Here is a 21,385-nt window from a genome sequence, read left to right as displayed (position 1 = left end):
AGCTGAAACCTTTTTTATTATGCTGTAGGTAAGACGTAAAAGAGTACGCAGAAGAACATCATCGCACTACCACCTAATACGAAAAGATGCCAAATGGCATGATTGAAAGGTAACTTTTCCCAAAGAAAGAATATAGCTCCTACAGAATATAAAATTCCGCCCGCTAAAAGTAGTGAAAAACCATGGCCAGTTAAATTTTCATAAAGTGGTTTAATAGCAACGATTATGAGCCATCCCATTATGATATAACATAGCGTTGATGCCTTAATAAAGCGACGTACAAAGAAAATTTTGAAGATGATACCTCCGATTGCTAGTGTCCATATAATAGCGAGTAACGTCCAACCTAATGGTCCACGAAGCGTAATAAGTAAAAAAGGAGTATACGTGCCAGCGATTAATAAATAAATGGCGGAGTGATCAAGTATAGTAAATAATTTTTCTACCTTTGGATGGTGAATGCTATGTAACAATGTCGAAAACAAGTACAGTAAGAACATGCTTACACCATAAACCGTAAATGCAACTACTGCAGATGCGGTACCATGCTTAGAGGCATGAATAATCAATATGATTAAGGCAGGGATGCTTAAGATGGCACCGATACCATGTGTAATTGCATTTGCAATTTCTTCTTTCACAAATTGGGTCATTCGTGTCATTTTTTCAGTCATAATGCAAATCCTTTCTACTATCATAAAGTGAAACTTTAATCAGTGGGGGTGTTCATCCCCCCACTGATTATTAGTTGAACCAATCGGGCTTTTACGGGCAGTTGATCCCCCACGTAACTTCTTTGCTTGCACTGAATTTTGAGGTGGTGGTTCTTACTGCCCGTTAAAGCGAGGTAAAATAATATGTCGTTTCCCTTACCATATCATACACAAGGACAATAGAAAATGAAATTTGTATAATTGATTATATTTTTGAATTTTTTTGACAAAAGACAATGGATTTGTTGACGTTTTCAAACTTTTTTGACAAAATAAAATTATGTAATAGTAGGACAAGGAATCTACTAATAAAGGGGATGGGGAAATGTTTTCAAATATTGGCTTTCCAGGGTTAATTTTAATTTTAGTAGCTGTACTTATTTTATTTGGACCTAAAAAATTGCCGGAAATCGGGAAGGCTTTAGGGGAAACGTTAAAAGAATTTAAAAAATCAACGAAAGAATTGACAGATGATGCATTTCAAGAGAAGGAAAAGAAAGAAAAAATGTAATGAATTTTCCTTGTAATGGATAAATAAAGTGTGGTGAACGAGATGGAAGATCAAGAAATGAGCGTAGTAGAACATATTGTTGAGCTTCGTAAACGAGTAATATATACAGTCTTATCATTTGTATTATTTTTAATTATTGGATTTACTTTTACGAAGGATATATATTTTTGGCTCGTAAAAGATTTGCCGATGAAGTTAACAGTTCTGGGACCGAGTGATGTATTGTGGATTTTTTTCTCGATTGCTACAGTATTTGCTATCGTTTGTACAATTCCTTTTGCTGCTATACAAATTTGGTTATTTGTAAAACCGGGATTACATCCAAATGAACAAAAGATGACAGTGATGTATATACCGGTATTGTCTATATTATTTATTTTAGGTTTATGTTTTGGATATTTCATTGTAATGCCGTTTTTATTTCATTTTTTAACTACGATAGGTAATGAAATGTTTAATACGATGTTTACGACAGAAAAATATTTTCATTTTGTACTTAATTTAACAGTACCATTTGCTGTGATTTTTGAATTACCTGTAGTGGTGATGTTTTTAACAAGTATCGGACTTTTAACAGCAGAATTTCTTGTGAAAATAAGAAGATATGCTTACGTAGCTTTGATAATAATCGCATCGTGTATATCGCCACCAGATTTTTTATCACATAGTTTAGTAGCGGTACCGCTTATTTGTATTTATGAAATTAGTATCGCTTTATCAAAGATTGTTAGTAAGCGAAAACAAAAAAGAGAAGAAATACATTCGAAAAGTGCCTCGTTATAAAGGCACTTTTTTATTTAGTTGTTATACTATAGCTATAAACGTATACAATTATAAAGAAGAAAAAAATTATAGAATCTCCAAAATTTAGACAAACTTTGCGCTTTTATACGTTTATACTGAATTTATTAAGCAATTTACGGATAATGAGATTCCCGTCTCAAAGTGTATTTAGATAGGGGATGGATTAGGTGGAGATGAGTAGTGTATACATCTTCTAACCATAAGGACTATAGGGATTGTCTAAGGGTATTGTTGTATTCATGAGAGTCTTCGCTTTAAACAACGTGTTACAGCGTAAAGTAGAGGAAGTTCAAAAATCCAATGAAAAAGAGGATTGATATTGTGATTACGAAAAGTTTTTATTTCACTCATTCAACTGGGGATTGTATTAAAATATTTGAAATCCCTGTCCTACAGGCGCAGCATCCATTATCGTTTCTAATTCAGTCTCGACTTCAATTATTTATTGCAAAAATTCAAAAACAAAAGCACCCAAGATTTTCGTATTCTTTCCGTGAATATTTACAAAATTGTTTGAAGTGGAATGATTATTTAAATGTATATAAAACAAATACGCTTGAAAAAAATGCATGATATAGAGTGTGGACAGGGTTAAGAGCTCTGTCTTTTTCATTTTAGATATAAAAATATAATTAATTTGATTAATTTTCGTTCCAAATTGTTGAAAGCAATGGGAATACTAGTATAATAACAAGGAGAGCGTATTGGAAAGGGAAGAATATAATATGCAAAAAATTAAAATTGTAACAGATTCAACGGCAGATTTATCACAAGAGGTAATTGAGAAGTATGACATTCATGTTCTACCATTATCAATCTCTGTAAATGGACAAACATATTTAGATCGCGTTGATCTACAACCTGATGAATTTATTGAAGAAATGATTAAATCAGAGGAACTACCAAAAACATCACAACCAGCAATGGGTACATTTGTAGAAATGTATGACAAGTTAGGCGAAGATGGAAGTGAAGTACTTTCCATTCATATGACAAGTGGAATGAGTGGTACTGTTGCAACTGCGAATAGTGCTGCAACGATGACCGATACAAAAGTAACAGTTGTTGATTCTCAATTTATTACACATGCTTTAGCATATCAAGTAATTGAAGCTGCAAAAATGGCAAATGAAGGGCGCTCACTAGAAGATATTATAAAGCGAATTGATGAAGTGAGAAAAAATACTCGGTTATATGTAGTTGTAGATACATTGGAGAACTTAGTGAAAGGTGGACGTATTGGTAAAGGAAAAGCATTTATTGGTTCTTTACTGAATATCAAACCAATTGCTAACCTTGAAGGTGGAGCATACAATCCAGTGACAAAAGTTCGTAGTCAAGGGCAGATTGTAAAGACACTAACAAAAATATTTGAACAGGATACAGCAGGAAAGTCTATAAAAGCTGTTGCAATTCCGCATGCAAAAGCAATTCCATTAGCTGAAAGTGTAAAAGCAGCAGTTGAAAAAGTGAGTGGATTTACTCAATCAGAAATTTTCTATACAACACCTATTATTAGTACTCATACAGGTCCGGGTGCAATCGGATTTATGTATTTAGCAGAGTAATAAAAAAGCTACTTGAAATATATTTCAAGTAGCTTTTTTATGTGAAGAGCAAGTAAGAAATAAGAAGAGTTATACAGGCGCTACCGCTAATGATATAGCGAATTTGTAAATATTCATTCATAGAAAACACCCTTTATGATTTTCTATAGTATATGATGGGTGCAAGAAATAAGTAGTTACGTTATACGTGTAGCGTTTCAATTTTTTTATTTAAGTGTTTATCATTTGTTGCATTATTGTAAGTGAAAGTTTGGCCTAAAAAGAGAACATGCAGTTGTTCCCATGGTAACATACGTAAATTCCAGTTGTTTCGAAGTCTAGTTATTGCCTCACGAGGTGTTTCATCTGCGAGTGCGAAAGCTCCGTAATGCATTGGTATAAAGTGTGTAGCGTTTAAGTCTAAATAAGCTTGCACTGCCTCCTCGGGTGAAACGTGAGATATTTTCATAAACCATTCTGGTTCATAAGCTCCAATTGGCATAAGAGCAATATCAATTGAAAAGCGTTTACCAATTTCTTTGAAACCTTGGAAATAGCCACTGTCACCACAAAAATAAACGGTTTCTTTCGTGGTTTCATTATTAATAATCCATCCACCCCAGTGAGATGTATTCATATCAAATAAGGATCTTCTCGTCCAGTGCTGGGCAGGGACGAAGTGAAAGGAAACAGCACTAATTGTTGTATTTTCCCACCAATTATACTCTTCTACGTTAGTGAATTTTTTGCGAGTAAATAATTTTTTCAGCCCGATAGGTACAAGGTATAGAACATCATCATTTAGCTGGCGAAGTGTTGAAAAATCTAAATGATCATAATGACCGTGTGAAATAAGGACAATATCAATTTTAGGTAATTCTTCTATAGAAAGTCCAGGTTCTGTAAGTCTTGGAACTAGCTTTAATTTATTGGCCCACACTGGGTCTGTTAATATATTAAGTCCATTCGTTTGGATAAGAAAAGTGGAATGTCCAATCCATGTGACAGTCGTTTTTTCAATATTACTTTGCAAAAATGCACTTTGTTTAACGGGTGATTGTTCTACTAAGAAAGAAAAATCTTTTTTGTTTTGCTTTCGTTCTTTACGCCATCGCAAAAAAGAACGAATTGATTTTTTTGTGCTAACATTATCTATATTTTCATAGCGTTTTGCCATGAACATCACCTCATTTAAAATCGTTTGTATTTGTATTGTACCGAAATGTTGTTAAGGAATACAGTGAAAAACATGGATTAATGTTAAAGGAATTGTTAAAAAATAGGGGGATGTATTTACAAAGTTAACAATAAAATTAGTTTTGCAACTTCTATTTAGAGAAATAATAGTAAAAAAATATATTTTGTCTAGTAATTCGCTTGAAATAAAGAAGTAACGTACGTAAAATCGTACGATTTCGTGAACAAATGTAGTAAACAATTTTCTCGTAGTGTTAACTTTTGTTATGATAAACATAACCTATTTTAAATTTAGGATAGAGAAAAGAGGTTTATAAATGAAGCGTTATCAAAAAATAATTGGTCTTATGGTTGTATTTTGTCTCTTTGTACTTGCTGGATGTAGTGGATCGGGTTCAAAGCTTCGTAAACCATTAAATTGGGACTTAGAAACTTTCCAATTCACAAACCAAGATGGAAAACAATTTGGAACAAAGGATTTAAAAGGGAAAGTTTGGGTTGCAGATTTCATGTTCACAAACTGTCAAACGGTTTGTCCGCCAATGACTGCTAATATGGCAAAATTACAGAAAATGGCGAAGGAAGAGAAATTAGATGTTCAGTTTGTATCATTTAGCGTAGATCCTGACCTTGATAAGCCAGAAAACTTGAAAGCTTTCATTCAAAAGTTTACAGAAGATACAAGTAACTGGAACCTGTTAACAGGTTATTCGTTAGAAGATATTACAAAGTTTTCAAAAGATAATTTCCAATCACTTGTAGATAAACCAGAGAATGGTCAAGTTATACATGGAACATCATTTTATTTAATTGATCAAAACGGAAAAGTAATGAAAAAATATAGTGGCATAAGCAATACGCCATACGAAGATATTATACGTGATATGAAGCGATTAGTAGATTAAAAAGAAGGGTGCATAGCACCCTTCTTTTTTACATTAGTCTATGGATAAAATATCATGCTGCTGCGGAAGTTTTGGTGCACGAATTTCTAACACACCGTTTTGATAAGAAGCTTTCGCTGCTTTTTTATTAATTAAATACGGTAACTTAATCATTCTTGATGCTTCTGAAATGGACCGTTCTCGGCGATAATAGTTATGAGATGTTTGTTCTTCTGTCTCTTCAAGTACCTCTTCTTTTACAGAGACTTTTAAGTACTCACTTTGTATTTCAATTTGAATTTGTTCTTTTTGTATACCTGGTAGTTCAGCGGTAACAACGAGTTCCTCACCAACTTCATATAAATCTACAGGGAATGTTAATAAACGGTTTCCTTTTTGGAAAAAATGATTTAAATCAGCGATTACGCTGCGAAGTGGTGTTTGCTCAAAGAAATCATCAATTTGCTTTAAATAATTGCGAACTGGTGGGCGAGATGAATCTTTTTTTTCTTCACTCATGGTATTCCCTCCTAGAAATCAATTTGCAATATCATATGACAAAAGCGGAGAAAGGTGATTGCCTAGTTTTCATGTTTTCATAAAAAATTGTTAAAAATGTGAAATGGAGTGATTTTTTTATAGTTTTTGGTCGCCATATTCAGTTGATTATGCTAGTATAAATAGGGTTGATATAGTAGTATAGAGACAGAATGAAAACTGAAAGAGGGTAAGAAGTATGTGTGGTTTTGTAGGATGTTTATGTGAAAACCCTAGAGAGTTTTCAGAAACAGAAAAACATCAATTTGAAAATATGAACACGATGATCTTCCACCGCGGTCCAGATGACGAAGGATATTTTCGTGATGAACATGTACAATTTGGCTTCCGCCGTTTAAGTATCATTGACTTAGAGGCAGGACATCAGCCGCTAACTTATGAAAATGATCGATATGTAATTATTTTTAATGGTGAAATTTACAACTATGTAGAATTACGTGAAATGTTACTTGAAAAAGGTGCAACGTTTGCAACGCAATCTGATACAGAAGTTATCATTGCATTGTATGCACATATGAAAGAAAAATGTGTAGATTACCTTCGTGGTATGTTTGCGTTTATGATTTGGGATCGTGAAGAAAAGAAACTTTTCGGTGCACGTGATCACTTCGGTATTAAACCATTGTATATCGCACAACAAGGTGATACTACATTCTTCGCATCTGAGAAGAAAAGTATTATGCATGTAATGGAAGACAAAGGAGTTAATCCGAAGTCACTACAACATTACTTTACGTACCAATACGGTCCAGAACCAGAAACATTAACAGTTGATGTTAATAAAATCGAGCCTGGCCATTACTTCGTGAAAGAAATTGGAAAAGAGATGGAAATCCATCGCTACTGGAAACCTTATTTCAATGCTTCAAGCGCAACGAAAGAGGAGCATATCCAAGCAATTCGTGATGTGTTATACGATTCAGTAAAAGTGCATATGCGCAGTGATGTACCAGTAGGTTCATTCCTTTCTGGTGGTATCGATTCATCTATTATTGCTTCTATTGCAAGAGAAATGAATCCGAACCTATTAACATTCTCTGTTGGTTTTGAGCAACGCGGTTTCAGCGAAGTTGATGTTGCAAAAGAAACTGCTGAAAAATTAGGCGTTAAAAACCATAACGTATTTATTTCAGCGAAAGAATTTATGGATGAGTTCCCAAAAATCATTTGGCATATGGACGATCCTTTAGCAGATCCAGCAGCTGTACCATTGTACTTCGTAGCAAAAGAAGCGCGTAAACATGTAACAGTTGTTCTTTCTGGTGAAGGGGCAGACGAGCTATTTGGTGGTTATAACATTTACCGTGAGCCAAACTCACTAAAAATGTTCTCTTACATTCCTAGCCCAGGTAAGAGCGTTCTAAAAGCATTAAGTGGAGCACTTAAAGAAGGCTTTAAAGGAAAGAGCTTCCTAGAGCGTGGATGTACGCCAATTGAAGAGCGTTACTATGGAAATGCGAAAATCTTCCGTGAAGAAGAGAAAGCTGAATTAATGAAGTATTACGATGAAGGTGTTAACTATATGGATATCACGAAACCATTGTATAACGAAATTAAAGATTATGATGATGTAAGCAAAATGCAATACATCGACATGTTCACATGGTTACGCGGTGACATTTTATTAAAAGCTGATAAAATGACAATGGCAAACTCATTAGAACTTCGTGTACCATTCTTAGATAAAGAGGTATTCGACGTTGCATCTAAAATTCCGACAGAATTTAAAATTGCTAACGGAACTACGAAAGCTATTTTACGCGAAGCAGCGCGCGGAATCGTTCCAGATCACGTGTTAGATCGTAAAAAACTTGGATTCCCAGTACCAATTCGTCACTGGTTAAAAGACGAAATGCATGACTGGGCTATAAATATTATCAACGAAAGTAAAACAGAGCATTTAATCGACAAACAGTATGTATTAAACTTACTGGAAGCACATTGTGCAGATAAAGGCGATTATAGCCGTAAAATTTGGACTGTACTTGCATTTATGGTATGGCACCAAATTTATGTTGAGCATAAATACGATACGAATAAGTTCCACGAAGAAACAAAACGTGCGTATAGCTTAGTTTAATAAGAAAAACCTTAAGATCACAAATGGTCTTAAGGTTTTTTTCATAAATAGAACGTGTTATTGATACAATAATAGTAAAAGGGTGGACAACATATGATTACGTTTGAGAAAGTAACTACAGAAAATGAAAGCGTTGTTACAGAAATGTTCAGCTCGCATAGTTTAGGTGAGAAAAAGGTACAGTATTGTGTGAAAGTTGATGATACATATATTGGTGTAATAGATTATAGTGTTCAAGAGGAAAGTGCTATCTTATCTCAGCTCATTATTCATTTTGATTATCAAGGTTACGGTTATGGTACAAATACGTATTTCACATTTGAAGAAATGATGAAACAAAGGGGCGTAAAAGAGATAAAAGTATTACAAGAGCAATTGACAGAACAAGCTAAATCGTTCATAGAGAGCTTTGGTTTTATTGAGGTAGATGAAATGTATGTGAAGAAAATATAATGATGATTAGTTATGCAGTAAAATAAATATAAGGCAGGTGGATGTATGACGATGACTTCTGGTCTTGTATTAATTGGAGGATGTTTTATAGTAGCAGAACTAAGCCATATATACATTCGGAACAAAATGAATAAGAAAAGAAAACCGTATGAAATACAATACGTCCCTGTATTTTTCCTTTTGTTTTGTATGCTTGTCACATTACAAAATATAACTAACTTTCCACCACTTTTGAACATTTTTTTAAAGTTTGGTTTGCTGTATAGTGGTGCTGGAATAGCTCTTTTATTTATTTTATTTTGCATACGTTATGTTCACTATCAATCATATATATTTATTTTAAATTGGTTAAAGCAAAATGATAGAAACCGCCTTACATAAGGCGGTTTTTTATTTGTGAATTATTAATGATTATAAAAATGAAACGTACGCTATTGTATATATAGCTAAAATTTTTAAAAATGATTAGATGATTGAATATATTATCTGTTGTTAGTACGTGGTACTATAGTTTCTTAGTTTATATAGGAAGTGGAGGTATAAAGTTGAATTGTTAATTAGCTAAGATTTTCTAATTGCTTACAAATAGCGGAATTGAATTTTGGGGAGGCGTCGTTTTTGTATGTTTAATATTGATATTTTATTTCTTGAATGGATGACAAGTTTGGAAGGAAGTGCGCTTACAACATTTTTTAAACTTGTATCTAGTATTGCAAATGAAACGTTATATTTAGTTATTATTTCGATTATATATTGGTCTGTTTCTAAGAGCACAGCATTTCATATGATTGTTATGCTTTGCTTCTCTGAATATATAGGGATAGCGATAAAAGACTTCATGAAAATCCCGCGCCCGTATACATATGATGGAATTTCGGCTTTATATGAAACATCAGCTTCAGGTTATTCTTTTCCAAGTACACACGTACAGTTAGCGACAACATTTTGGGGCTCACTTATGACTTTATGCCAAAAGAGAATCATTTGGATTATGGGAATTATTTTTATTATGTTGGTTACTACTTCTCGTTTATATTTGCGTGTACATTGGCTCAGTGATATACTAGGTGCCGTTTTATTTAGTACTATAGCTGTTTATTTATACACGAAAGTTACAGTGGAATTAAGTGATAAGAAATTCATTTTGTTACAGCGAATTGTATTGGCAGTTTCAATCATTGCATATTTTATGACAGACCAAATAGATCATTTTAAACTACTGGGAGTTTTAACAGGTTCTACGATTGGTATAATGCTAGAAAATCACTTTATCAAAATGAATGAAAATAACAACTTTAAAATACAAGTCTTAAAAACAGTGTTAGGTCTCAGCTTTATGATACTGATTCAGCACATACTAAAAAAAGTAATACCTGATATGTATTACTTACGCTATGCATTGACGGGAATTACAATTACGTTCTTATGTCCATTTATTTTTCATATGTTACGGTTAAAAACTGTGAGTAACAAATAAGTAATAGTTTGAATAAAAATGAGGTCCGAATTATATATATTGAAAAAGTTTTCTGATATATCTATTGACAATATATGAGATATACATTAGTCTTTAAAATGTAAATGATAATCAATTTCATCTAGGGGGACTTATGACACGTACTAAAAATATGTTAATACTTTGCATTATGTTACTAACAATTATAATTGCAGGGTGTGGTAAAGAAGAGAAAAAAGAAAATGATACAACAGCGAAAGCAAAAGATTCGTATACGATAAAACATGCTATGGGTGAAACGACAGTAAATGGCACACCAAAAAAAGTTGTTGTTCTAACAAATGAAGGTGCTGAGGCACTGTTATCTGTGGGAGTAACACCAGTTGGAGCTACGAAACCACGTGCTGGTGATGAATGGTATCCTCATTTAGCAAAAGAGTTAAAAGATACGAAAGTTGTAGGAACTGAGCGTGATATTAACTTAGAAGCTGTAATGAAGCTTAAGCCGGATTTAATTATCGGAAATAAAATGCGTCACGAAAAAATATATGACCAGTTAAAAGAAATCGCGCCAACTGTTTATGCTGAAACATTGCGCGGTGATTGGAAAGAAAACTTTACGCTGTATACAAAAGCTGTAAATAAAGAAAAAGAAGGGCAAAATGCTCTTAATGATTATAAAAAGCGTATTGCAGGAATAAAAGAACAATTAGGAGATAAAGTTAACTCTAAAGTTTCAATTATTCGCTTCGTCCCTGGTGATGTTCGTATTTATCAAAAAAATTCATTCTCAGGCGTTGTTTTAAATGATATTGGATTTAAGCGCCCACCACTTCAAGATAAAGATGAATTTGCGATAAAAGGAATTACAAAAGAGCAAATTCCGAATATGGATGGAGATTACATATTCTACTTCACATCTGATAAAGATGCAGATAAGAATAATGAGGGAAATACATTAGCGAAAGAATGGACAGAAGATCCACTCTTTAAGCAACTGCAAGCTTCTAAAGATAATAAAGTATTCCAAGTAGATGAAGTGATTTGGAATACAGCAGGTGGTATTGTTGCTGCAAACCTTATGTTAGATGATATTGAAAAATATTTTCTAAAGTAAATGAATGGTTGAGTGCATCACTTTAAATGAGTGATGTACTTTTTTATTTGTTAAGATACAGAAAATTCCTTCTTTTAGATGTGGATAAGTTGTACAATTAAACCAATCATGGAATAAAGGAGTGGGAATAAATGAAAGCTACTCATAAAGATTGGATCTTGTTCAATGGAAGAATTATAAATACGAAGGACGAACAGCCGATGGTCGCACTAGAAGAGCGAGGATTCCAATTTGGTGATGGTATTTATGAAGTATTTAGACTATACGATGGGAAGCCGCATTTATTAGATTTACACTTGGAACGATTCTTTAATTCAATGGAAGAAATAAAACTAATTCCACCGTTTACGAAAGAAGAGTTAGTGGAAGAGTTGCTTCAAATGATTGAAAAAAATCAATTTCAAGAAGATGGAAATGTATATTTGCAAATATCAAGAGGAGCACAACCCCGCAATCATGTATATGAAAAAGATTTACAATCGACATATTTTGCAAATATTGTTTCGTTCCCAAGGCCGATTTCTTCAATGGAGGCAGGAATCAAAGTAACGGTAGAAGAGGATATAAGATGGAAATTTTGTCATATAAAATCTTTAAACTTGTTACCTAATATTATGATTAAAAATAAAATAAACGAACAAGGCTATCAAGAAGCGATATTAGTACGAGATGGAATTGTGACTGAAGGCTGCCATTCAAATTTCTTTATGGTGAAAAATAATAAATTGATTACACATCCGGCTGACAATTTCATTCTACACGGCATTACACGTCACTACGTTATTACATTAGCGAAAGAGTTACATATTGAAGTAGAAGAACGAGAATTTTCACTGCAAGAAGTATATGAGGCAGATGAGTGCTTCTTCACAGCGACACCACTTGAAATATTCCCAGTCGTTCAAATTGGTGACGAGCAGTTTGGAAACGGCGAAAGAGGACCAATTACAAAGAAACTCCAAGTTGCATATGAGGAAAGTATTAGTTTGTTTAAAGTGAAGAATTAATGATGAAGAAAAAGCTGGTATTCCCCCAGCTTTTTTTCATGATATAATTCAACCGTAGGACAAGTTTTGAAAACGCTGTAAAAAGGGGATTTAATGTATGAATTATGAAGGTTTTAAAGAAATAATTCACGGTAGACGAAGTGTTAGAAAATTCACGGAACAAGAAGTATCCACTAGTGATATAAAAGAAATTATTGATTGTGCTCGTTACGCACCGAGCGATACGAATTCACAAACGTGGGAATTCGTGGTCATTATGAACCGAGAGAAAATTAAAGAAATTGAACAAATGACGTGGGATGCATTACATAAACTTGCGGCAAAAGCGGCAGAAAACGGAGAAGAGAAAGCAGGGAAATTACTTACACGTTCTTTCGGACCGTATGCGACAGCTTTCTCTGAAGCGCCAGTATTAATCGTATGTTTAGCAACGCCATATGAATCAAAGTTTCGTGAAAAGATATTTGATCCAATTGCTTTCGTTCCTGATCCAGTTTGGGAAGAAGAAGGGATTAAGAGTAGCTGTTTAGCGGCACAAAACTTAATGTTAGCGGCACATGCGAAGGGGCTGGGCACTTGTCCAATGACAGGACCGGTATTGTTAGCGCAAGATGAACTGCGAAAATATTTACAAATTGAGTCTGAAAAACAAATAAATATGGTTATTTCTCTTGGTTTTCCAAAAGATAAGCCGAAGAAACTTCCAAGAAAAGAAGTAGATGAGATTACGACATTTGTTTATTAAATAATTGATAAAAAGACATTGGAAATAACAATGTCTTTTTTATTTTTGTGGATATTTTGTTGTGAATTTGGGCTAAAATGATGAATAAGAAAGAATTTCTATTTATTGCTTACAAAAAATTAATGTTCTATTAAGGAAAGTATGATACAGTAATCGTGAGTAAGCTTTAGTTTGTTCATGAAAGTGTTGAAAACTAGTTTTAAGACCTATAAATTATTTTTGTATAATAAATTATAATGAAATTACCGGGGGGATGAATTTTGAAGAAATTCATAATCGCTGGATTGTCTGTATTGTTATTAGTAGGCTGTGGTACTCCAAAGGAAAAAGAGGACGCACAGTCAAATCAGGAAGAACAAGTTGTAAATGCAAGTGATGAGAATATGGTCGTATTTCCTGAAGGAGTAATACCAGTTGGAGAAGGAAAAGTAAAAGTCATTACACCAAATGGCACTTCTGAAAATGGTAATATACCGACTGTATTCATCAAAAAGGATACTTTAATTCAGCAAGTTGAATTAGAACTGTCTAATTTTCAAAACGATATAGAAACATTCGTTTTTGTAGACAAAGTGTATGCAGATAAACATCAAGTAACTAGTACAACACAGACAACAGTACAATTAAAAGAAAAGACTCTTGAGACAGGTAGTCATACGATAACTGCAGTTCAGTATGAAAACAATGACCCGAAAGGAAAGGTCATTAGTTTTAATCAAGCGACGTTTGAAACGAAGCCTGCGTCTTAATATGAATAAAAGTACATTACTTAAAAAGTAGTGTGCTTTTTTGTTTGTATTGAATGATCTAACAGTGAATAATTTGTTTTGCGTTCTAGTAGTAATGGGTAAAAAGAAATCACTTATTACTACTATGACAGAGAAAGAGGTTGAAGATGTGAATCGGTTTGTTCATATCGTCTTGATTAGTATGATGATGTCAGTAATTTGGTTTACTATACAAGAGATTATTCAAATGACGCTCAATTATCAAATCCATGACATGATAATGGGAATAGTATGTTTTGTCTTTGTTTATCTGTTTTATGATAAACTCAGACTAAGGTAAGTTTCGCGAGAAAGATGTAGGTATTTCATTCGAAATGTCGAATAGTACATACGATGTCGTAATAACAAATTTTCTAGTGTTTACTGTGAAACAAGAGAAGGAGAGATAGAAGTAATGAAGAGAGCTCTTATAAATATTGATTATACATACGATTTTGTAGCAGAAAAGGGTGCCTTAACTTGTGGGAAACCAGGTCAAGAAATTGAGAAAGAACTTGTACATATAACGAAGCAATTCATTGGAAATGGAGATTATGTTGTATTTGCGATTGATAAACATGAAGAAAATGATGTACATCATCCAGAAGCAAAGTTATTCCCGCCACATAATATAGCAGGTACAAATGGTAGAGACTTATACGGTGAATTACAAGGTGTATACGAAACATATAAAAATGCCGAGAATGTATATTATATGGACAAAACGAGATACAGCGCATTTGCTGGAACAGACTTAGAGATGAAGCTTAGAGAAAGAGGAATAGAAGAAGTCCACCTTGTAGGTGTATGTACTGATATTTGTGTTCTTCATACAGCGGTGGATGCTTATAATAAAGGATTTAAAATTGTTGTTTATGAAAAGGCAGTTGCATCTTTTAATGCGCAAGGACATGAATTTGCACTTGAACATTTTAAAGCATGCTTACATGCAGAAGTGAAGTAAAAAGGGGCCTTCAAGAAGGTCTCTTTTTTACGTATAAATTGAGATGGCATTTTGTTCAATTTGTTTTTTTATGAACGGACTAAGTAAGCTATTGTAATAGGGTAGAACTCATCTCCATTTGGTAATTGTACAAAAAATTCTTTACCTGAAAATACACTTACTAACTGAAGTGTACCAATTTCAATACCTGTTTCTTCAAGTACCTCTCGTCTTCCGGCTTCTTCTGTTGATTCAGCAAGCTCATCAAAACCTCCAGGAACACCCCAAATCCCGTTTCGTCGTTGTTGTAATAGTATTTGTCCCTGTTCATTGAAAACAGCTACAGCAACGCCTGCTAAATTGAGAGGTCTTGATCCAACAACTTCTCTTAGTTCTTCGATATATTACGTTGTTTGAAACTTCCGTGAGAAAAAAGTATCAAATGAGCGATTCGGTGTTATGTGAATATATTCCTTTGGACGAGTGGAGTATTGCAAACGTATTTATAAAAATTTCTATTGTAATCTCCCTTTAGGCTATTAAAAAGGGTATATTTATAGTAAATAGAAAAGGACATCTAAAATGGAAAGATTGACGGAAGGGTTATATTGTTGAAGAGAAACAATGAATACAAATACATAAGTAAGAAAGTGCGATTTAAGGTCAGGGTACAGGCTGTTCCGAAAACAAGTGTTGAGATAATAAATATGTATTTACAATAAATCAGCTCTGTATGAAATTTTCATTAGTTAAGGAAGTGGATGAATGAGTGTATTAACGTATACGGAGGAATTTTTTAATTTTGTAAGAGAGTTTTTACTTTTAAGGTTTCTACTATTTGCTTTAGTTCTTCTAATTATTTCTTTTGTCATAAACCGTATTATTGATTGGTTTTTTAGAAAATCAAGCTTTTTTGATGAGGAGGTAGAGCAGACGATACAAAGTGTAATTCGATCTATTTTTAGGTATATCATTATCATCAGTCTTATCATATATTTAATTAGCCAATTTGTAGATATAAAAAGTATTATTGCAGGTGCAGGGATAGCTGGGGTTGTCATCGGTTTTGCTGCACAACAGATGCTAAAAGATGTTATTTTAGGATTCGCAAGATTAGCGGACAAAGAGTTTCGTGTTGGTGATTTTGTTACTTTTAACGGAACAAATTCAGGAACGATTGAGGAAATTAGTATCCGTTTCATGCAAATTCGTGAATGGTCAGGAAAACTTCTCACTATACCACATGGAGAAATTAGAACGATACAAAACTTTAATAAGGGATGGATGCGAGTTATTGAGCGGATTACAGTAAGTTATCAGGAAGATCCTACAAGAATTAAGGAATTGTTAGAAGAAGTATGTGTTAATTGCAATGAAAAATTAGATCAAACTCTTTATAGAGTAGATGATGAGGCTGTTGAACCATTTAAATATGTTGGTGTTACAGACTTAAATCCTAACCTTAAATATGTTGGGTACGAATTTTGTATTATAGGTTTGATAAAGCCAGAAGATTATTTTGAAACTTCTAGACAAGTAAGGTTTGAATTAATGTCTATGTTTCATAAGAATCAAGTGCAAATGCCAGCAGCAAATATGTTCGTTACTACTGAAAGCTTACAGCCTCTTCATAGGGGACAAACTTCATCAGATAGTTAAAAAAGTTGGATTTTCTTTTGCTAGAAAATGACTTTAGGACTTGGCGTATGTAGTAACAAAAATTACACTACCAAGTTTGGAAAATATCCATATGGAAAAAAGAGCTGAAGGAATTCAGTTCTTTTTTGTTTGTAGAATTTAGAAATTTCTTAATGTTATAATGGTAATTGGTGATGAGAATGAACTTTGATGAAAAAGAGATATATCGTTTAGAAGCATTAAAAGAAATTGCTGAATTATTGAATGAAGCAACAAATTTACAGGATATGTTAGAAAAAGTGTTGCATACATTATTACAAGTTATGAATTTACAAACAGGATGGATATTCTTCATTGATGAAAGTGGAGAACATCGAATGCTTGTAGATCAAAACTTACCACCAGCTCTTACATGGCAAGAAAAGAAACCAATGTGTGAGGGGGATTGTTGGTGTGTAGAGCGTTTTGTGAAAGGGAGATTGGAAAAAGCGACAAATATTATTGAATGTAAACGAATAGAGGATGCGATTGAATGTAATTGGGGTGAAACGGAAGATGTTACACATCATGCAACAATCCCGTTAAGATCTGGATCGGAGAAATTTGGTCTATTAAATGTGGCTGCGCCTCATAAATCACATTTTGCAGAGGAAGAGTTAGCGTTATTAGAATCGATTGCGTTTCAAATTGGAACGACAATACAACGTATTCAGTTAGTTGAGAAAGAACGTAAATACGTAGTGGTAGCTGAAAGAAATCGACTTGCACGTGATTTACACGATTCCGTAAAACAATTGTTATTTTCTATTATGTTAACAGCTAAAGGTACTCTAAATATGACGGAAGATAAAGACTTGCAAGAGATGTTAAGTTATATTGGAGATTTATCGCAAGAAGCCTTGCAAGAGATGACGCTTTTAATTTGGCAGTTAAGGCCGGAAGGATTAGAAAAAGGATTAGCAGAAGCAGTTCAAAATTACGGAAAGCTGTTAGGGATTCATGTGGAAGTTCGAATTGATGGAATGGTCTCAATTGAAGATGAAATAGAAGAAGTACTATGGCGTATTAGTCAAGAAGCAATACATAATTGTAAAAAACATGCTTCGTGTGAAAAGGTGTATGTTCATTTGAAAATAGAAAATAACCAGTTACATTTTTACATAGAAGATAACGGAATAGGATTTATACAAGAGCAAGTAAGAGAGTCCGCACTTGGTTTAAAAAGTATGAAGGAACGAATTGAATTAATGAGAGGATCGTTTCAAATAACAACAGAGCCGAAAAAAGGTACAAAAATAGAAATTCAATTACCGGTTTGAAGGGGAGAAGATAGGTGAAGATTAAATTGCTATTAGCAGAAGATCATCATATCGTTCGAAGAGGACTTGTATTCTTTTTGAAAACAAGAGATGAATTTGAAATTATCGGGGAAGCAGAAAATGGTGAAGAGGCACTATGTTTTGTAAAAAAAGAAAAACCGGATGTCGTATTAATGGATGTATCTATGCCGAAGATGGATGGAATTGAGGCGACAAAACGCATTAAAGAATACGATGAGACGATAAAGATACTTATGCTAAGTAGTTTTTCAGAGCAAGATTATGTTTTGCCAGCACTCGAAGCTGGAGCAGATGGTTATCAATTAAAAGAAGTACAACCTGAGCAACTTGTCGCTTCTATCATTGCAGTACATGAAGGAAATGCGAATTTCCATCCGAAAGTAACACCTGCATTATTAGGACGCCCAGCAGCTAAAAAAGAAAAAGAGAATCCTTTTGCTATGTTAACGAAAAGGGAGCAAGAGGTACTTCGTGAAATTGCGAAAGGGAGAAGTAATAAGGAGATCGCAGCAGCACTTCATATTACAGAGCAAACTGTGAAAACGCATGTATCAAATGTTTTAGCTAAATTGGAAGTAGATGATCGTACACAGGCTGCATTATACGCAGTGAAACATAGGGGAAACTAATAATGAGTATGAATAATTGTGTCATATGTTATGACAGAATACATAGGAGCCATTAAAATGTATAGTGATTCCGAATAAAGTTTTTTCTTCTTTCAATAATTAGGTACAATAAAGTGAAACATTAATCAGTGGGGGCTATTCCCACTGATTATTAGCCCGCACCAATCGGGTTTTTATGGGATGCAGCTACGATATTCCGTTTATGCAAACAGCAGAAGATAGTATGGTAACTGTCGCTAAAAAGTTTTTCATTCGCATATTACAGGACTGCAAGATACATTACATTTATTAAATGAAACGGCACTCGAGCAGGCTATACGAGCCTTGCAAGAAGCAAGGCGAATTGAGTTTTATGGGAATGGTGGTTCTGTTATTATTGCGATGGATGCATATCATAAATTTATGCGAACGGGTATTTCTTGTATCGCTCATACCGATTCACATTTTCAAATTATGGGTGCAGGTTTACTTACAAAAGAAGCGGTCGTAATTGCAATTTCTCATTCTGGTAGCAATAAAGGATTACTTGAAGCATTAGAAGTAGCAAAGACGAGAGGAGCTCGTATTATTGCAATTACGAGCTACCAGAAATCAGCACTCAGTCAACTTGCGGATATAACACTATATACTTCGACTCGTGAGACAGAATTTCGTACGGAAGCAAGTTCATCACGATTAGCACAGCTAAGTTTGTTGGATACTTTGTATGTCGGATTATCGTTACAGCGTCAAGAGGTAACACTACAAAATTTACAAAGCATTCGTTAATAGTTTGTTGATATAGTCACTAAATCTACTCTATGTGCACAATTAAAATCCTCTAATAAACTCCGATATACATATAATAAAATTTTAGCTTTCCTTTTAAATAAATTAAAAAACTATTTGGTTAAAAATTCAAATATTGTTCAATATTTTACAATGTGCTTATAAAACTACATGTTATGATGAACGTGTAATGATGATTGAACACTTAAATTTGGTACAATAATTGACCAAAGCAGTGAAGACAGAAGTTGTGAGGTAAACTCATTGAAATTCTAAAACACTAAAGGGGAGATCACATATGAAAGCAGTAGTCGTAAATAAAAATAGTAAAGCAAACATTGAAATTGTTGAAAAAGAATTACGTCCGTTACGTTCAGGCGAAGCGTTAGTAGATGTAGAATATTGTGGCGTTTGCCACACTGACTTACACGTTGCGAATCATGATTTTGGTAACACGGATGGCCGTATCCTTGGTCATGAAGGTGTAGGTATTGTTACGAAAATTGCTGATGATGTAACTTCACTTAAGGTTGGTGACCGTGTAAGTATTGCATGGATGTTCCAATCTTGTGGACGTTGTGAATATTGCGTAACTGGTAGAGAAACATTCTGTCGTGAAGTTAAAAATGCTGGTTATACAGTAGATGGCGGTATGGCTGAACAGTGTATCGTAACAGCTGATTACGCGGTTAAAGTACCAGAAGGATTAGATCCTGCTCAAGCATCATCAATTACATGTGCAGGTGTAACTACATATAAAGCTATTAAAGTATCAGATATTAAACCAGGTCAACCTATCGTAATCTATGGTTGTGGTGGATTAGGTAACCTAGCTATCCAATATGCTAAACATGTATTTGGTGCAAAGGTAATCGCAGTAGATATTAATGATGATAAACTAGCCTTAGCAAAAGAGGTTGGTGCCGATATGACTATCAATCCAATTACGCAAGGGCCTGCTGATAAGATTGTACAAGAGGAACTTGGTGGCGCTTATGCTGCTGTAGTAACAGCAGTTTCTAAAGTAGCCTTCAACTCAGCAGTTGATGCAGTACGTGCTTGCGGTAAAGTAGTTGCGGTAGGTTTACCAGTAGAAACGATGGACTTAAATATTCCACGACTTGTACTAGACGGAATTGAAGTAGTTGGTTCTCTAGTCGGTACTCGTAAGGATTTAGAGGAAGCATTTATGTTTGGTGCAGAAGAAAAAGTAGTGCCGGTTGTCCAAACTTGTCCACTAGATGAAGTACAAGACGTATTCAAAGAAATGGAAGAAGGTAGAATTCAGGGACGTATGGTCATCGATTTTAAACAACATGATTGTAATTGTAAATAATTCACTTTGTTTAAATCATCGTTAGTGCGAATCTCTTTAAATAATAGAACGGTAGTTTTGAGGCATGAGTCCGGTATTAAACTGGATTCATGCCTTTTCATGTTTCCTTAATTCGTTTGTATCGGTGCATATAGTTCTTCAATTTTTGTTTCATATCCTATAATCTGTCATGCTAATGAGAGAAATTATGATTGTATGCAAGTGGAAAGAAAGGACTTATATTTATGAAAAAAATTTTCTTTTTAAAACTTGATTTAAGAAAAAATTATATAATAATTCATGTAAACGGTTTACTCGATTATATTTTGCTAGAAACGAAGGGAAGATTCGTATGGAAACAAGGGGGAGAGTAATCGGGATTGATATCGGTACCACAAGTACGAAAACGGTTGTGTTCACAGAAAAAGGAAAAGTCGTTGCATCACATGCAATTGATTATCCTATTATTCAGCCGAACGTCGGATGGGCGGAGCAAGATCCTGATGTAATATGTGCCACTGTATATAAAACTGTAAACGTTGCGATTGAAAAGGGGAATGTGTTACCAGGGGACATTTCTTCAATTGGTATTATTACAGCAATGCATGCATTGCTGTAATAAAAACGGTGCGCCGTTAACGCGCTCTATCATATGGGCAGATAATCGAAGTACAAAGCAATCAGAAAAATTATTACAACAAATGAATGGTCATGACATTTATGAATACTCCCCCACTTAGCAAAGCTTGAAGTGGGGGTTTCTAACGTTTCGACCTAACGGACGATTAACGTCAGGGGAGTTAACACATTAGCGAGCTGTTTCACGCCTAACCCCTCTATCCCATTTGTCCATGCATTTGGGATTACTTTTCGTAAAATGTTAGCCGCAGCAGTTACATCTGCATTAATTAAA

22 protein-coding genes and 3 pseudogenes are annotated in these 21,385 nt (G+C 34.1%); 21 read left to right on the top strand and 4 right to left on the bottom strand.

Annotated elements, in window-relative coordinates:
- Positions 1-17 precede the first annotated feature (17 nt).
- Positions 18-674 (bottom strand): PAQR family membrane homeostasis protein TrhA, encoded by a 657-nt coding sequence (gene trhA / locus DN410_RS25330; RefSeq protein ID WP_000136894.1) that lies wholly within the window; start codon positions 672-674, stop codon positions 18-20.
- Between the two features lie 364 nt (positions 675-1,038).
- Between trhA and DN410_RS25325 the strand changes: the two genes are divergently transcribed.
- The 4 genes from DN410_RS25325 to DN410_RS25310 all read left to right on the top strand — a co-directional run bounded on the left by DN410_RS25325 (position 1,039) and on the right by DN410_RS25310 (position 3,596).
- Positions 1,039-1,224 carry a twin-arginine translocase TatA/TatE family subunit gene (locus DN410_RS25325; protein ID WP_000492443.1) on the top strand — a complete coding sequence of 62 codons (186 nt, stop codon included), beginning with the start codon at positions 1,039-1,041 and terminating at the stop codon, positions 1,222-1,224.
- 42 nt (positions 1,225-1,266) lie between these two features.
- On the top strand, positions 1,267-2,007 hold the full coding sequence (gene tatC, locus DN410_RS25320; protein ID WP_149178497.1) for a twin-arginine translocase subunit TatC: 741 nt from the start codon (positions 1,267-1,269) through the stop codon (positions 2,005-2,007).
- Positions 2,008-2,349: 342 nt separating this feature from the next.
- Positions 2,350-2,601, top strand: a complete 252-nt coding sequence (locus tag DN410_RS25315) for a DUF2535 family protein (RefSeq protein ID WP_000629012.1) — start codon at positions 2,350-2,352, stop codon at positions 2,599-2,601.
- A gap of 152 nt (positions 2,602-2,753) precedes the next feature.
- The gene (locus tag DN410_RS25310) at positions 2,754-3,596 is read left to right on the top strand and encodes a DegV family protein (RefSeq protein ID WP_061679544.1); all 843 of its coding nucleotides are present in this window, start codon (positions 2,754-2,756) and stop codon (positions 3,594-3,596) included.
- A gap of 181 nt (positions 3,597-3,777) precedes the next feature.
- Here the strand turns inward: DN410_RS25310 and DN410_RS25305 are convergent, their stop codons facing one another.
- A complete protein-coding gene (locus DN410_RS25305) occupies positions 3,778-4,752 on the bottom strand; it encodes an MBL fold metallo-hydrolase (RefSeq protein WP_149178496.1) in 975 nt (324 codons plus the stop codon).
- Positions 4,753-5,089: 337 nt separating this feature from the next.
- Here DN410_RS25305 and DN410_RS25300 point away from each other — a divergent pair, with 337 nt between their 5' ends.
- Complete coding sequence (locus DN410_RS25300) at positions 5,090-5,677, top strand: SCO family protein (RefSeq protein WP_000833344.1); 588 nt, start codon at positions 5,090-5,092, stop codon at positions 5,675-5,677.
- 33 nt (positions 5,678-5,710) lie between these two features.
- Here the strand turns inward: DN410_RS25300 and DN410_RS25295 are convergent, their stop codons facing one another.
- Positions 5,711-6,175 (bottom strand): Hsp20/alpha crystallin family protein, encoded by a 465-nt coding sequence (locus DN410_RS25295; RefSeq protein WP_149178495.1) that lies wholly within the window; start codon positions 6,173-6,175, stop codon positions 5,711-5,713.
- Positions 6,176-6,392: 217 nt separating this feature from the next.
- On the opposite strand from DN410_RS25295, the gene asnB reads away from it, so the two are divergent.
- From asnB to DN410_RS25245, 10 genes are all read left to right on the top strand, one after another.
- The gene (gene asnB / locus DN410_RS25290) at positions 6,393-8,294 is read left to right on the top strand and encodes an asparagine synthase (glutamine-hydrolyzing) (protein WP_149178494.1); all 1,902 of its coding nucleotides are present in this window, start codon (positions 6,393-6,395) and stop codon (positions 8,292-8,294) included.
- Between the two features lie 93 nt (positions 8,295-8,387).
- Positions 8,388-8,747 carry a GNAT family N-acetyltransferase gene (locus tag DN410_RS25285; RefSeq protein ID WP_149178493.1) on the top strand — a complete coding sequence of 120 codons (360 nt, stop codon included), beginning with the start codon at positions 8,388-8,390 and terminating at the stop codon, positions 8,745-8,747.
- A gap of 51 nt (positions 8,748-8,798) precedes the next feature.
- The gene (locus tag DN410_RS25280) at positions 8,799-9,128 is read left to right on the top strand and encodes a hypothetical protein (protein WP_149178499.1); all 330 of its coding nucleotides are present in this window, start codon (positions 8,799-8,801) and stop codon (positions 9,126-9,128) included.
- Between the two features lie 241 nt (positions 9,129-9,369).
- Complete coding sequence (locus DN410_RS25275; protein ID WP_149178492.1) at positions 9,370-10,224, top strand: phosphatase PAP2 family protein; 855 nt, start codon at positions 9,370-9,372, stop codon at positions 10,222-10,224.
- 133 nt (positions 10,225-10,357) lie between these two features.
- Positions 10,358-11,320, top strand: coding sequence for an ABC transporter substrate-binding protein (locus DN410_RS25270; protein WP_149178491.1), 963 nt, complete (start codon positions 10,358-10,360; stop codon positions 11,318-11,320).
- Positions 11,321-11,451: 131 nt separating this feature from the next.
- On the top strand, positions 11,452-12,327 hold the full coding sequence (gene dat, locus DN410_RS25265; RefSeq protein ID WP_149178490.1) for a D-amino-acid transaminase: 876 nt from the start codon (positions 11,452-11,454) through the stop codon (positions 12,325-12,327).
- A gap of 97 nt (positions 12,328-12,424) precedes the next feature.
- A complete protein-coding gene (locus tag DN410_RS25260) occupies positions 12,425-13,072 on the top strand; it encodes a nitroreductase family protein (protein WP_149178489.1) in 648 nt (215 codons plus the stop codon).
- 260 nt (positions 13,073-13,332) lie between these two features.
- Complete coding sequence (locus tag DN410_RS25255; protein ID WP_149178488.1) at positions 13,333-13,821, top strand: putative periplasmic lipoprotein; 489 nt, start codon at positions 13,333-13,335, stop codon at positions 13,819-13,821.
- A 64-nt stretch (positions 13,822-13,885) separates the two neighbouring features.
- Positions 13,886-14,140 (top strand): hypothetical protein, encoded by a 255-nt coding sequence (locus tag DN410_RS28595; RefSeq protein ID WP_255446842.1) that lies wholly within the window; start codon positions 13,886-13,888, stop codon positions 14,138-14,140.
- A gap of 114 nt (positions 14,141-14,254) precedes the next feature.
- A complete protein-coding gene (locus tag DN410_RS25245; protein WP_149178487.1) occupies positions 14,255-14,803 on the top strand; it encodes a cysteine hydrolase family protein in 549 nt (182 codons plus the stop codon).
- 74 nt (positions 14,804-14,877) lie between these two features.
- Here DN410_RS25245 and DN410_RS25240 read toward each other — a convergent pair.
- Positions 14,878-15,183 (bottom strand): annotated as a pseudogene (locus DN410_RS25240) (NUDIX hydrolase); the annotation flags it as partial.
- A 364-nt stretch (positions 15,184-15,547) separates the two neighbouring features.
- Here DN410_RS25240 and DN410_RS25235 point away from each other — a divergent pair.
- From DN410_RS25235 to DN410_RS25205, 6 genes and pseudogenes are all read left to right on the top strand, one after another.
- Positions 15,548-16,441 (top strand): mechanosensitive ion channel family protein, encoded by an 894-nt coding sequence (locus DN410_RS25235; protein ID WP_149178486.1) that lies wholly within the window; start codon positions 15,548-15,550, stop codon positions 16,439-16,441.
- Between the two features lie 179 nt (positions 16,442-16,620).
- Positions 16,621-17,739 (top strand): GAF domain-containing sensor histidine kinase, encoded by a 1,119-nt coding sequence (locus DN410_RS25230; RefSeq protein WP_149178485.1) that lies wholly within the window; start codon positions 16,621-16,623, stop codon positions 17,737-17,739.
- A 14-nt stretch (positions 17,740-17,753) separates the two neighbouring features.
- Positions 17,754-18,389 carry a response regulator gene (locus DN410_RS25225; protein ID WP_149178484.1) on the top strand — a complete coding sequence of 212 codons (636 nt, stop codon included), beginning with the start codon at positions 17,754-17,756 and terminating at the stop codon, positions 18,387-18,389.
- A 208-nt stretch (positions 18,390-18,597) separates the two neighbouring features.
- Positions 18,598-19,157, top strand: a pseudogene (locus tag DN410_RS25215) (MurR/RpiR family transcriptional regulator); the annotation flags it as partial.
- Between the two features lie 298 nt (positions 19,158-19,455).
- Positions 19,456-20,493, top strand: a complete 1,038-nt coding sequence (adhP, locus tag DN410_RS25210) for an alcohol dehydrogenase AdhP (RefSeq protein WP_149178482.1) — start codon at positions 19,456-19,458, stop codon at positions 20,491-20,493.
- A gap of 331 nt (positions 20,494-20,824) precedes the next feature.
- Positions 20,825-21,209 (top strand): annotated as a pseudogene (locus DN410_RS25205) (FGGY family carbohydrate kinase); the annotation flags it as partial.
- Between the last annotated feature and the right edge of the window lie 176 nt (positions 21,210-21,385).

Origin of the sequence: Bacillus sp. SH5-2, from assembly GCF_008368905.1 — a bacterium.
In the GTDB taxonomy this organism is placed as follows: Bacteria; Bacillota; Bacilli; order Bacillales; family Bacillaceae_G; genus Bacillus_A; species Bacillus_A luti.
Note: the sequence above shows the minus strand (reverse complement) of the source record. Positions and strands in the feature narration are given on the sequence as shown.